The sequence below is a fragment of the Pseudomonas sp. TWR3-1-1 genome, assembly GCF_049896545.1.
Taxonomy (GTDB): domain Bacteria; phylum Pseudomonadota; class Gammaproteobacteria; order Pseudomonadales; family Pseudomonadaceae; genus Aquipseudomonas; species Aquipseudomonas weihenstephanensis.
On sequence record NZ_JAFCUO010000002.1, the window covers coordinates 598,406 to 610,823 of the forward strand.

Sequence of the window (12,418 nt, forward strand, 5' to 3'; positions counted from 1 at the left end):
GATGGACAACGAACGAGCGAGGTGTTGGCGTGAACATTAATGCAACCCTGATTGGCCAGTCCGTTGCGTTCTTCATTTTTGTACTGTTTTGCATGAAGTTCGTGTGGCCTCCGGTCATCGCGGCATTGCAAGAACGTCAGAAGAAGATTGCGGCTGGACTGGACGCTGCTAACCGAGCAGCTCGCGACCTGGAGTTGGCCCAAGATAAAGCGGGTCAACAACTGCGCGAAGCTAAGGCTCAAGCAGCTGAAATCATTGAGCAAGCCAAGAAACGCGGTACTCAGATCGTAGACGAAGCCCGTGAACAGGCTCGCGTTGAAGCTGACCGTGTGAAGGCTCAGGCTCAGGCCGAGATCGAACAGGAACTGAACAGCGTCAAAGACGCCCTGCGTACCCAATTGGGTGGCTTGGCTGTTGAAGGCGCAGAGAAGATCCTGGGTGCCACAATCGATCAAAACGCGCACGCGGAGCTGGTTAATAAACTGGCTGCTGAAATTTAAGCGAGGGCGATCATGGCAGAATTGACCACGTTGGCCCGACCTTACGCTAAGGCAGCCTTCGAGCACGCCCAGGCCCACCAGCAACTGGCCTCTTGGTCAGCCATGCTCGGCCTGGCTGCAGCAGTGTCGCAAGACGACACTATGCAGCGCGTGCTCAAGGCCCCGCGACTGACGAGCGCAGAAAAGGCCGCCACATTTATTGATGTGTGCGGCGACAAGTTCACTGTAGAAGCACAGAACTTCATCCATGTCGTTGCCGAAAACGACCGTCTCCCGCTATTGCCGGAGATCGCCGCTCTGTTTGACCTGTACAAGGCCGAACAAGAGAAATCGGTAGACGTTGAAGTGACCAGTGCTTTTGCATTGAACCAAGAACAGCAAGACAAACTCGCCAAGGTTCTCAGTGCACGACTCAACCGGGAAGTGCGCCTGCAAGTTGCGGAGGATGCCAGCCTTATAGGTGGTGTCATCATCCGCGCCGGCGACCTGGTTATCGATGGCTCGGTTCGCGGGAAACTCGCAAGCCTTGCCGAAGCATTGAAATCTTGAGTTTGAAGGGGCAGCAGAGCAATGCAGCAACTCAATCCTTCCGAAATAAGTGAAATTATCAAGGGCCGCATCGAAAAACTCGATGTGACCTCTCAAGCCCGCAACGAAGGCACTGTCGTCAGCGTATCTGACGGCATTGTGCGGATTCACGGTCTGGCCGACGTAATGTACGGCGAAATGATCGAGTTTCCGGGCAGCGTCTTCGGTATGGCGCTTAACCTTGAGCAAGACTCTGTAGGTGCCGTAGTTTTGGGCGCTTACACGACTCTGGCTGAAGGCATGAGCGCCAAGTGCACCGGCCGTATCCTGGAAGTTCCTGTTGGTAAGGAACTGCTGGGTCGCGTTGTCGACGCACTGGGTAACCCAGTTGACGGCAAAGGTCCGCTGAACAACACCGAGACTGATGCAGTCGAGAAAGTTGCTCCAGGCGTGATCTGGCGTAAGTCGGTAGACCAGCCTGTACAGACTGGCTACAAGGCTGTCGATGCCATGATCCCTGTCGGCCGTGGCCAGCGTGAGCTGATCATCGGTGACCGTCAGATCGGTAAAACCGCTCTGGCGATCGACGCGATCATCAACCAGAAAGACAGCGGCATTTTCTGTGTATACGTAGCGATCGGTCAGAAGCAATCGACCATCGCCAACGTGGTTCGCAAGCTGGAAGAAAACGGCGCGCTGGCTAACACCATCGTCGTAGCTGCCAGTGCATCCGAATCCGCAGCGCTGCAGTTCCTGGCACCGTACTCCGGTTGCACCATGGGCGAATACTTCCGCGACCGCGGTGAAGACGCGCTGATCGTTTATGACGATCTGTCCAAGCAAGCAGTGGCTTACCGCCAGATTTCCCTGCTGCTGCGCCGTCCACCAGGCCGTGAAGCTTACCCAGGCGACGTGTTCTATCTCCACTCCCGTCTGTTGGAGCGCGCATCCCGCGTTTCCGAAGAGTACGTAGAGAAGTTCACCAACGGCGCAGTGACCGGCAAAACCGGTTCCCTGACCGCACTGCCGATCATCGAAACCCAGGCTGGCGACGTTTCTGCGTTCGTTCCGACCAACGTGATTTCCATCACTGACGGTCAGATCTTCCTGGAATCGGCCATGTTCAACTCCGGGATCCGTCCTGCTGTGAACGCCGGTGTTTCGGTATCCCGTGTGGGTGGTGCCGCTCAGACCAAGATCATCAAGAAGCTGTCCGGTGGTATCCGTACCGCTCTGGCTCAGTACCGTGAACTGGCGGCATTCGCCCAGTTCGCTTCTGACCTGGACGAAGCGACCCGCAAGCAACTTGAGCATGGTCAGCGCGTTACCGAGCTGATGAAGCAGAAGCAATACGCACCAATGTCGATCGCTGACATGGCGCTGTCGCTGTATGCCGCTGAGCGTGGGTTCCTGACTGACGTCGAAATCACCAAGGTCGGTAGCTTTGAACAAGCGCTGATTGCTTACTTCAACCGCGATCACGCCGAATTGATGGCGAAGATCAACGTTAAAGGTGACTTCAATGACGACATCGATGCTGGCATCAAAGCCGGTATCGAGAAGTTCAAGGCCACCCAAACCTGGTAAGCCGCAGCGGGAGCCGCAAGGCTCCCGCTTGCTAACCTGATAGGTGTTACATGGCAGGCGCAAAAGAGATTCGCAGTAAGATTGCGAGCATCAAAAGCACGCAAAAAATTACCAGCGCCATGGAAAAAGTGGCGGTTAGCAAAATGCGCAAGGCACAAATGCGCATGGCTGCTAGCCGTCCTTATGCGGAGCGCATCCGCCAGGTTATTGGGCATTTGGCCAACGCCAACCCGGAATACCGCCACCCATTCATGATCGACCGTGCTGTCAAGCGTGTGGGTTATGTGGTTGTGAGCAGTGACCGTGGTTTGTGCGGTGGTTTGAATACCAACCTGTTCAAGGCTTTGGTCAAGGACATGGCGGTAAACCGCGAAAACGGCGTCGAGATTGATCTGTGCGTGGTCGGCAGCAAAGGTGCGGCTTTTTTCCGTAACTTTGGCGGTAACGTCGTTGCTGCAATCAGCCATCTGGGTGAAGAACCGTCGATCAATGACTTGATCGGCAGCGTTAAGGTGATGCTGGATGCTTACCTGGAAGGCCGTATTGATCGCCTTTCTGTGGTATCCAACAAGTTCATCAACACCATGACGCAACAGCCTACTGTGGAACAACTGATTCCACTGGTGGCGACCCCGGATCAAGGACTCAAGCACCACTGGGACTATCTCTACGAACCAGATGCCAAAGAGCTGCTTGACGGCTTGATGGTGCGTTACGTGGAGTCGCAGGTGTACCAGGCGGTGGTCGAGAACAGTGCAGCTGAACAAGCTGCGCGGATGATCGCAATGAAGAACGCCACTGATAACGCCGGTGATTTGATCAGCGATTTGCAGCTGATCTACAACAAGGCGCGTCAGGCTGCGATCACCCAAGAGATCTCGGAAATCGTCGGCGGCGCTGCCGCGGTTTAACGGTTCAAATATTCAGAGGATCCAGCTATGAGTAGCGGACGTATCGTTCAAATCATCGGCGCCGTGATCGACGTGGAATTCCCACGCGAAAACGTACCGAGCATCTACAACGCGCTGAAAGTACAAAGCGCGGCCGGAACCACTCTGGAAGTTCAGCAGCAGCTGGGCGACGGCGTGGTTCGTACCATTGCGATGGGTTCCACCGAGGGCTTGAAGCGCGGTCTGGAAGTCACCGACACTGGCGCAGCCATCTCCGTTCCAGTCGGTAAAGCGACTCTGGGCCGGATCATGGACGTTCTGGGCAACCCGATCGACGAAGCTGGCCCGATTGACACCGAAGAGCGTTGGGGCATTCACCGTCCTGCACCGTCCTTCGCTGAGCAAGCTGGCGGCAACGACCTGCTGGAAACAGGCATCAAGGTTATCGACCTGATCTGCCCGTTTGCAAAAGGCGGTAAGGTGGGTCTGTTCGGTGGTGCCGGTGTAGGCAAAACCGTAAACATGATGGAACTGATCCGTAACATCGCCATGGAACACAGCGGTTACTCTGTGTTTGCTGGTGTGGGCGAGCGTACCCGTGAGGGTAACGACTTCTACCACGAGATGAAGGATTCCAGCGTACTGGACAAAGTGGCACTGGTTTACGGTCAGATGAACGAGCCGCCGGGTAACCGTCTGCGCGTAGCACTGACTGGCCTGACCATGGCCGAGAAGTTCCGTGACGAAGGTAACGACGTACTGTTGTTCGTTGACAACATCTACCGTTACACCTTGGCCGGTACTGAAGTATCCGCACTGCTGGGCCGTATGCCTTCGGCAGTAGGTTACCAGCCGACTCTGGCTGAAGAGATGGGTACTCTGCAAGAGCGCATCACTTCGACCAAAAACGGTTCGATCACTTCGATCCAAGCGGTATACGTACCTGCGGATGACTTGACTGACCCGTCGCCTGCGACCACGTTTGCCCACTTGGACGCCACTGTCGTTCTGTCCCGTGACATCGCTTCCCTGGGTATCTACCCAGCGGTAGATCCACTGGATTCGACTTCGCGCCAGCTGGACCCGAACGTAATCGGCCAGGAACACTACGACACCGCTCGCGGCGTTCAGTACGTGTTGCAGCGTTACAAAGAACTGAAGGACATCATTGCGATCCTGGGTATGGACGAGCTGTCGGAAACCGACAAGCAGTTGGTATCCCGCGCTCGTAAGATCCAGCGTTTCTTGTCTCAGCCGTTCTTCGTGGCTGAAGTCTTCACTGGCGCTTCGGGTAAATACGTTTCCCTGAAAGACACCATTGCTGGCTTCAAAGGCATCCTCAACGGTGACTACGACCACCTGCCAGAACAAGCGTTCTACATGGTCGGCGGCATCGAAGAAGCGATCGAGAAAGCCAAGAAACTGTAATCCCAGCGCCCGGTAACGGGCGCTAATTTAGGTTGAGGCAATCAGATGGCTATGACAGTCCATTGCGATATCGTCAGCGCGGAAGGAGAAATCTTTTCCGGTCTGGTTGAGATGGTGATTGCGAACGGCAGCCTGGGGGATCTTGGGATCGCTCTGGGTCACGCTCCGCTGATCACTGAACTCAAGCCAGGTCCGATCCGCCTGATCAAACAGGGTGGGGATGCCGAGGTGTTTTACATCTCCGGCGGTTACCTCGAGGTTCAGCCGAACATGGTTAAGGTACTTGCCGATACCGTGCAACGTGCTGCCGACCTGGATGAAGCCTCCGCTCAGGAAGCCGTTAAGGCTGCCGAGAAGGCCCTGAACGAAAAAGGCGCAGATTTCGATTACGGATCTGCTGCTGCACGACTGGCCGAGGCCGCAGCTCAGCTGCGCACCGTCCAGCAAATCCGCAAGAAGTTCGGCGGCTAAGGCTCCTGCTTCATTGTGTGATTGATTAAAAAGGGTAGCCTCGGCTACCCTTTTTCTTTTTCCGCGAAATACTTTTTGGTCGCAGCCGCTGACCACCCAGGATTGGTAGCCAGTCATGTCTCTCGATATCGTCATTCTCGCCGCAGGTCAGGGCACCCGCATGCGTTCGGCCTTGCCCAAGGTATTGCACCCGGTGGCCGGCAATTCCATGTTGGGCCATGTTATCCACAGCGCCCGCCAACTCAAGCCAACCGGTATTCACGTAGTGATCGGCCATGGGGCTGAACTAGTCCGCGAACGTCTGGCCGCAGAAGACTTGAATTTTGTGCTGCAAGACAAGCAGTTGGGCACCGGCCACGCCGTGGCTCAGGCACTGCCGTTTATAACGGCACAAAACGTGCTGATCCTGTACGGCGATGTCCCGTTGATCGAAGTTGAGACTCTGCAACGCCTGCTCAAGCAAGTCGGCCCCGAGCAACTGGGCCTGCTGACCGTCAACCTGGCAGACCCGACCGGTTATGGCCGTATCGTGCGTGATGCGAGCGGCAAGGTCAGTGCCATCGTTGAGCACAAGGACGCGAGCGAAGCTGAACGCACAATCTCGGAAGGCAATACCGGGATTCTTGCGTTGCCGGCCCATCGCTTAGCGGACTGGATGAGCCGCCTGTCGAACAACAATGCACAGGGCGAGTATTACCTGACCGATGTGATCGCGATGGCGGTGAACGATGGTTTGGTCGTGGCCACCGAACATGCGCTGGACCCGATGGAAGTACAGGGCGCCAACGACCGTAAGCAACTCAGTGAACTGGAACGTCACTATCAGTTGCGTGAAGGCCGCCGTCTGATGGCATTGGGTGTCACCTTGCGCGACCCGGCGCGCTTTGATGTGCGCGGCGAAGTCAGCGTCGGGCGTGATGTGCTGATCGACATTAACGTGATCCTCGAAGGTCGCGTAGTGATTGAAGACGACGTGGTGATTGGTCCTAATTGCGTGATCAAGGACAGCACCTTGCGCAAAGGTGTGGTGGTCAAAGCTAATAGTCATCTGGACGGTGCCATCATGGGCGAGGGCAGCGATGCAGGCCCATTCGCCCGATTACGACCAGGTAGCGTGCTTGATGCCCGTGCCCATGTGGGTAACTTTGTTGAGCTGAAAAATGCCCACCTCGGTGAAGACGCCAAGTGTGGCCATCTGACGTACCTGGGCGATGCTGAAGTGGGTGCGCGCACCAATATCGGCGCCGGGACCATTACCTGCAACTACGATGGCGCCAATAAGTGGAAGACAGTGTTGGGCGCAGATGTATTCATTGGTTCCAACAACTCACTGGTTGCACCTGTGGATATCTCTGACGGCGCTACCACGGCTGCCGGTTCGACCATTAATCAGCACGTGCCCGCTGAACAGCTTGCCGTTGGTCGTGCACGCCAGCGCAATATCGAAGGCTGGAAGCGCCCCGTTAAGCTACCCAAGGCTTGAGAGGGTGTTATCCACACGCTAAAAAAGCATTTTGTGGGTAAGTTTGATTGTTACATATTTGTTAAAAATCAATCTGTTAGCTAAAGCCCTTATCCATGCCTTGTGGATAAGGGCTTTTTAATAACCCGCAAACAGGGCTTACACCCCTGCAAATCCTTGTCATGAAAAGTTATGCACAACCGCGCGTATGGAGTTTTTTGTTGACGAAAATTTTGAGATCGGGTTTCATTGCTTTCGTTATCTTTCGAAACGAAACTTAGGTCGTTATGTCCAAGCGCAATACGCCTCAACGCAGACACAACATTCTTGCCCTGCTTACTGAGCAAGGTGAAGTCAGTGTGGATGAACTGGCCAAACGTTTCGAAACTTCAGAGGTTACGATTCGCAAGGACTTGGCAGCACTCGAAAGTAATGGCCTGCTGCTGCGTCGTTATGGCGGCGCTATTACCTTGCCCCAAGAGTTGGTGATAGACCCCACTCAACCGGTGTCTGCTTATAAGCAAGCGATCGCTCGTGCTGCTGTGGCACTGATCAAAGAACACGCACGCATCATCATCGACAGTGGCAGTACCACCGCGGCGATGATTCCTCAGTTAGGCCAGCAACCTGGCCTGGTGGTCATGACCAACTCGTTGCATGTCGCCAATGCCCTCACTGAACTTGAGCACGAGCCGGTGTTGTTGATGACGGGTGGCACCTGGGATCCGCATTCCGAATCTTTTCAGGGCCAAGTGGCGGAGCAAGTGCTGCGCTCTTACGATTTCGACCAACTGTTTATCGGCGCTGACGGGATCGACCTGCAACGCGGCACCACCACCTTCAATGAGTTGCTGGGGCTGAGCCGGGTTATGGCTGAAGTCGCGCGTGAAGTCATTGTCATGGTCGAGTCCGACAAAATCGGCCGCAAAATACCCAATCTGGAACTGCCCTGGAGCAGCGTCCATACCCTTATTACTGATGATCGCTTGCCCAAAGACGCTCGCGAACAGATTCAGGCCCGAGGCATAACCTTGTTATGCGCGGCACTTAGTTAGGAGAACGTTATGTGTGGAATTGTTGGCGCAGTCGCTGAACGAAATATCACGGCCATTCTGCTCGAAGGCCTGAAGCGTCTTGAATACCGTGGCTATGACAGCGCCGGTGTGGCTGTTTTTACAAACAACGGCACACTGGAGCGCATGCGCCGAAATGGCAAAGTCGCTGAGTTGGAACAAGCCCTGGCCGGTGAACCGCTGGTCGGACGCCTGGGTGTTGCCCACACGCGTTGGGCCACGCACGGTGCACCTTGCGAGCGCAATGCGCACCCGCACTTCTCGGGTTCGGACCTGGCTGTGGTGCATAACGGCATCATCGAAAACCATGAAGCCCTGCGCGAACAACTTAAAGGCTTGGGCTATGTGTTCACCTCGGACACCGACACTGAAGTCATTGCTCACCTGCTTAACCACAAGCTCAAAGACAACAACGATTTGACGGCCGCGCTCAAAGCCACCGTCAAAGAATTGCACGGTGCCTACGGTTTGGCTGTGATCAGCGCCAAGCAACCGGATCGTCTGGTAGCAGCGCGTAGCGGTAGCCCTTTGGTGATTGGCCTGGGTCTGGGCGAAAACTTCCTTGCTTCCGACCAATTGGCTCTGCGCCAAGTGACGGATCGCTTCATGTACCTGGAAGAAGGCGACATTGCTGAAATCCATCGTGACAGCGTGCAAATCTGGGATGTGACCGGCCAAAGCGTTCAGCGTGAAGCGGTGCAATACAGCGATGGTGCTGAAGCAGCCGACAAAGGCGAGTACCGTCACTACATGCTCAAAGAAATTCACGAGCAACCGGCTGTTGTGCAACGCACTCTGGAAAATCGTTTGGGGCAGGACCATGTGCTGGTTCAGGCTTTCGGCCCACAAGCGGCTGAACTGTTCGCCAAGGTGCGCAATGTTCAGATCGTTGCCTGCGGAACGAGCTACCACGCGGGGATGGTTGCGCGTTATTGGCTGGAATCGTTGGCCGGCATTCCGTGTCAGGTCGAAGTTGCCAGCGAGTTCCGTTATCGCAAAGTGGTGGTTCAGCCCGATACCTTGTTTGTTTCGATCTCGCAGTCCGGTGAAACGGCTGACACCCTGGCGGCATTGCGCAACGCCAAAGAGCTGGGTTTCCTTGGCAGCCTGGCTATTTGTAACGTCGGCATCAGTTCGCTGGTACGTGAGTCTGATCTGACCTTGCTTACCCAGGCAGGGCGTGAAATTGGTGTGGCATCCACCAAAGCCTTCACCACTCAATTAGTCGGTTTGTTGCTGCTGACCCTGTCATTAGGTCAGGTGCGTGGCACCCTGGAAGCGGGTGTCGAAGCCCAGTTGGTTGAAGAATTGCGTCGTCTGCCAGCTCGTTTGGGCGAAGCGCTGGCAATGGACACCACGGTTGAAAAAGTCGCGCAATTGTTCGCTGATAAACACCACACCTTGTTCCTCGGCCGTGGTGCTCAGTTCCCGGTAGCGATGGAAGGAGCGCTTAAGCTCAAAGAAATTTCGTACATCCATGCCGAAGCCTACCCGGCGGGTGAGTTGAAGCACGGTCCATTGGCGCTGGTAGACAGCGACATGCCGGTGGTCACGGTGGCCCCCAACAACGAGCTGCTGGAAAAACTGAAATCCAACCTGCAAGAAGTGCGCGCCCGTGGCGGAGAACTGATTGTGTTTGCAGATGAGCAAGCGGGCATGACCAATGGCGAAGGCACGCATGTGATCAACATGCCGCACATCCACGATGTATTGGCGCCCATCCTTTACACGCTGCCGCTGCAATTGTTGTCGTACTACGTGGCCGTATTGAAAGGCACCGACGTCGACCAACCGCGTAACCTGGCGAAGTCCGTGACAGTGGAATAAACATCACCGGATTGATAAAACGTTAACCTTTCGACCCGCCCATGCGGGTCGAATCGTTACTGGCCTGCGGGCAACGGCCATAAGGAAAAGGCATGTTTCATAGCAACGCATTAAAACAATTGGATATGCAGGACCTTTCCATCGTTTTGCTGCTGATTGAAAACAGGAGTGCAAAGCGGGTTTCGGAAATATTGAATGTGAGTCAGTCGAGTATCAGCTACAGCTTGAAGAAGCTGCGGCATTGCTTTGACGACACATTGTTTGAAATCACAGAAGGGGCGATGCAGCCAACAGCGCGCGTATTGGCGATGAAGCCGTACTTGCAAAGCATGGTGCAGTGCATCAATCAATGTGCGAAAGAAGGCGTTGCTCAGGCGCCCTCCGTGCGTCAGTGGAATATCACGGCGCCCGAGTATTTTGAAATCTTGATGTTGCCTGCGTTGTTGCAGCACATCCGTGAAGCCGGTCGCAATTGGTCATTGAGTGTGAGCCGCTTGGGTCAGGATCTGCCCATCAGTCAGTTGTTAGCCGGTGACACCGATGTCTGCTTCGGTTTCGGTCCTGGTTATCATCAGTTGCACCCTCTCTTGAGTTACCAAAGCCTGGGGGACGATTCTTTTGTGTGCCTGTCCAGCGTGCACAAGCACCAGGCCAAAACCACCTTGGACCTCAACGAATTCTGCGAGACACCTCAGGTATTTCCGACGCCGTGGTTGTCTGAAAAAAACATGGTGGATGACTGGCTGAGTAAACAGGGCCGCAGTCGCACAATCATGACGCGAGCCAATTCCTATCACGCCGGGGTCAATATTTTGCTTTCGGTGCCTGCGTTGATCGCCGTGCCCACGCACGTATTAAGCACGTTGAAAGTGCCGGACCAGATAAAAGTCTTAAAGCCACCGCCAGGTTTTCCGACCTTCACCCTGGACATGATCTGGTGCAAAGACAGAAACACCCAAAACGATTTCCATCAGTTGGAAGCGCTGGTGCAAAAAATCAAAAGGTGAATTTTGTTTTTTGAGACGGCTGAAGTACGCGCTACTGTAGGGTGAAGATGAACCTTACAGAGGAGCATCCCGATGCCAAATCCATTTAACTGGTAAAAGACCCGATTGAACGCCGTTGCTGGCGTGGCGTGAAGAAGGTCTATTTTGGCTATGCAAAGTCCTTCTTATCGCGCAAGGTGGCGTGCGGCCATGAATCGAAAAGGGAACATTCAATTCAGTACTGGGCCAATGTTACGTTCCTTTCATGGGGCTTTTACATGCTTAAGTTTTTTTCAAAACCCGCTCGCGCCAGTGCTTTTCTGCTCTCTTGCCTGGCGTCTTCCATTGCCTGTGCAGCCGACACCACATACCCGGATGCCGCTGCCAGTGACCCCGCCAAGATGGGATGGATGGTTGGTTCTCCGCCGCCGCCTGATCGAATTATTCGTTTTGCCGATGGCAGTTATTTCAAGTTTCCGGCCATGCGCTGGAGTGTTTCAAACTTCCGTCAATTGATGCCCACGACCAATGTGTCGCGTGGCTTGGGCGCCCCGGTGCCGCTGAATCGTGCATTACGTAAGGACATCGACGCGCTGACGTTTATCCCGACCGGTGCCAGTAAGCCCATGACGTGGGAGCAATCGCTGGCGGCCAATTACACGGATGGCATTGTGGTCTTGCATCGCGGCAAGGTGGTGTACGAACGCTATTTTGGTGTGTTGAATCCACAAAAGCAGCACGCAGCGATGTCGGTCACCAAGTCAGTGGTAGGCACGATGGGAGCGATGTTAGTGGCGGATGGCACGCTGGATGCCAATAAAAAAATCGTCGATTACATCCCCGAGTTAGCCAAGTCAGCGTTTGCCAATGCCACCTTGCGCCAAGTGCTCGACATGACCACCGGGCTCAAATTCAGCGAGGACTATGCAGATCCCAACGCTGAAGTCTGGCAACACGCAATGGCCGGTAATCCGCTGCCAAAACCTGCGGACTACACCGGACCGCAAACGTACATGGAGTACCTGCAAACCGTGCAGCCGTCAGGTGAGCACGGTAAAGCGTTCGCCTACAAAACCGTGAACAGCGATGTATTGGGCTGGGTGATTGCCCGTGTGACCGGGCGTAATGTTGCGCAGTTGTTGTCAGAAAGAATCTGGCAGCGTGTGGGCGCCGAACAAGATGCCTACTTCACCGTCGACTCCATCGGCACTCCGTTTGCGGGCGGTGGTTTGAATGCAGGGCTGCGGGATTTGGCGCGCTTTGGCGAGATGATTCGCAATGACGGCAAGTACTTGGGCCAGCAAATCGTCCCTAAAGCTGTGGTGGATGATATTCGAGCAGGCGGTGACAAACAGGCGTTTGCCCAAGCCGGTTATGACCAGCTCAAAGGCGGCAGTTACCGCAACATGTGGTGGGTGACGCATAACCCGGACGGAGCCTTTATGGCCCGCGGTGTATACGGTCAACGGATTTACATCGATCCGAAAGCTGAAATGGTGATCGTGCGGTTCGCCTCCAATCCGATTGCCAGCAACTCGGCCAATGATCCTGTGACCATTCCGGCCTTCGAAGCACTGGCCAAACAGTTGATCACTCACCCGCAGTAATCGTGCCTCGGCGCGATCTTTTCCAAAAATGAAGATTGCGCCGGGTCGACGAAAGTTTC

Annotated in this window: 11 protein-coding genes; all 11 read left to right on the plus strand. The window is 54.9% G+C overall.

Translation table 11 applies throughout. The features are described 5' to 3' along the window. Nucleotides 1-29: 29 nt before the first annotated feature. The 11 genes from ACP7A4_RS08305 to ACP7A4_RS08355 all read left to right on the plus strand — a co-directional run bounded on the left by ACP7A4_RS08305 (nucleotide 30) and on the right by ACP7A4_RS08355 (nucleotide 12,359). Nucleotides 30-500: a F0F1 ATP synthase subunit B gene (locus ACP7A4_RS08305; protein ID WP_047279006.1), complete on the plus strand. Its 471-nt coding sequence runs from the start codon at nucleotides 30-32 to the stop codon at nucleotides 498-500. Nucleotides 501-512: 12 nt separating this feature from the next. After that, a complete protein-coding gene (locus ACP7A4_RS08310) occupies nucleotides 513-1,049 on the plus strand; it encodes a F0F1 ATP synthase subunit delta (RefSeq protein WP_059766085.1) in 537 nt (178 codons plus the stop codon). Nucleotides 1,050-1,070: 21 nt separating this feature from the next. Then, nucleotides 1,071-2,615, plus strand: coding sequence for a F0F1 ATP synthase subunit alpha (gene atpA, locus ACP7A4_RS08315; protein WP_048363764.1), 1,545 nt, complete (start codon nucleotides 1,071-1,073; stop codon nucleotides 2,613-2,615). 50 nt (nucleotides 2,616-2,665) lie between these two features. After that, the gene (gene atpG / locus ACP7A4_RS08320) at nucleotides 2,666-3,526 is read left to right on the plus strand and encodes a F0F1 ATP synthase subunit gamma (RefSeq protein ID WP_059766087.1); all 861 of its coding nucleotides are present in this window, start codon (nucleotides 2,666-2,668) and stop codon (nucleotides 3,524-3,526) included. 27 nt (nucleotides 3,527-3,553) lie between these two features. After that, nucleotides 3,554-4,933: a F0F1 ATP synthase subunit beta gene (atpD, locus tag ACP7A4_RS08325; RefSeq protein ID WP_019828667.1), complete on the plus strand. Its 1,380-nt coding sequence runs from the start codon at nucleotides 3,554-3,556 to the stop codon at nucleotides 4,931-4,933. 45 nt (nucleotides 4,934-4,978) lie between these two features. Further along, nucleotides 4,979-5,404, plus strand: coding sequence for a F0F1 ATP synthase subunit epsilon (locus tag ACP7A4_RS08330; RefSeq protein ID WP_203302119.1), 426 nt, complete (start codon nucleotides 4,979-4,981; stop codon nucleotides 5,402-5,404). A gap of 115 nt (nucleotides 5,405-5,519) precedes the next feature. After that, the gene (gene glmU, locus ACP7A4_RS08335; RefSeq protein WP_059766091.1) at nucleotides 5,520-6,887 is read left to right on the plus strand and encodes a bifunctional UDP-N-acetylglucosamine diphosphorylase/glucosamine-1-phosphate N-acetyltransferase GlmU; all 1,368 of its coding nucleotides are present in this window, start codon (nucleotides 5,520-5,522) and stop codon (nucleotides 6,885-6,887) included. Between the two features lie 266 nt (nucleotides 6,888-7,153). Then, nucleotides 7,154-7,921 (plus strand): DeoR/GlpR family DNA-binding transcription regulator, encoded by a 768-nt coding sequence (locus ACP7A4_RS08340; RefSeq protein WP_059766094.1) that lies wholly within the window; start codon nucleotides 7,154-7,156, stop codon nucleotides 7,919-7,921. A gap of 9 nt (nucleotides 7,922-7,930) precedes the next feature. Further along, nucleotides 7,931-9,766, plus strand: a complete 1,836-nt coding sequence (glmS, locus tag ACP7A4_RS08345) for a glutamine--fructose-6-phosphate transaminase (isomerizing) (protein ID WP_426246337.1) — start codon at nucleotides 7,931-7,933, stop codon at nucleotides 9,764-9,766. 92 nt (nucleotides 9,767-9,858) lie between these two features. Then, nucleotides 9,859-10,773 carry a LysR substrate-binding domain-containing protein gene (locus ACP7A4_RS08350; protein WP_426246339.1) on the plus strand — a complete coding sequence of 305 codons (915 nt, stop codon included), beginning with the start codon at nucleotides 9,859-9,861 and terminating at the stop codon, nucleotides 10,771-10,773. Nucleotides 10,774-11,030: 257 nt separating this feature from the next. Beyond that, nucleotides 11,031-12,359, plus strand: a complete 1,329-nt coding sequence (locus tag ACP7A4_RS08355) for a serine hydrolase domain-containing protein (protein WP_426246341.1) — start codon at nucleotides 11,031-11,033, stop codon at nucleotides 12,357-12,359. The last annotated feature ends 59 nt before the right edge of the window (nucleotides 12,360-12,418 follow it).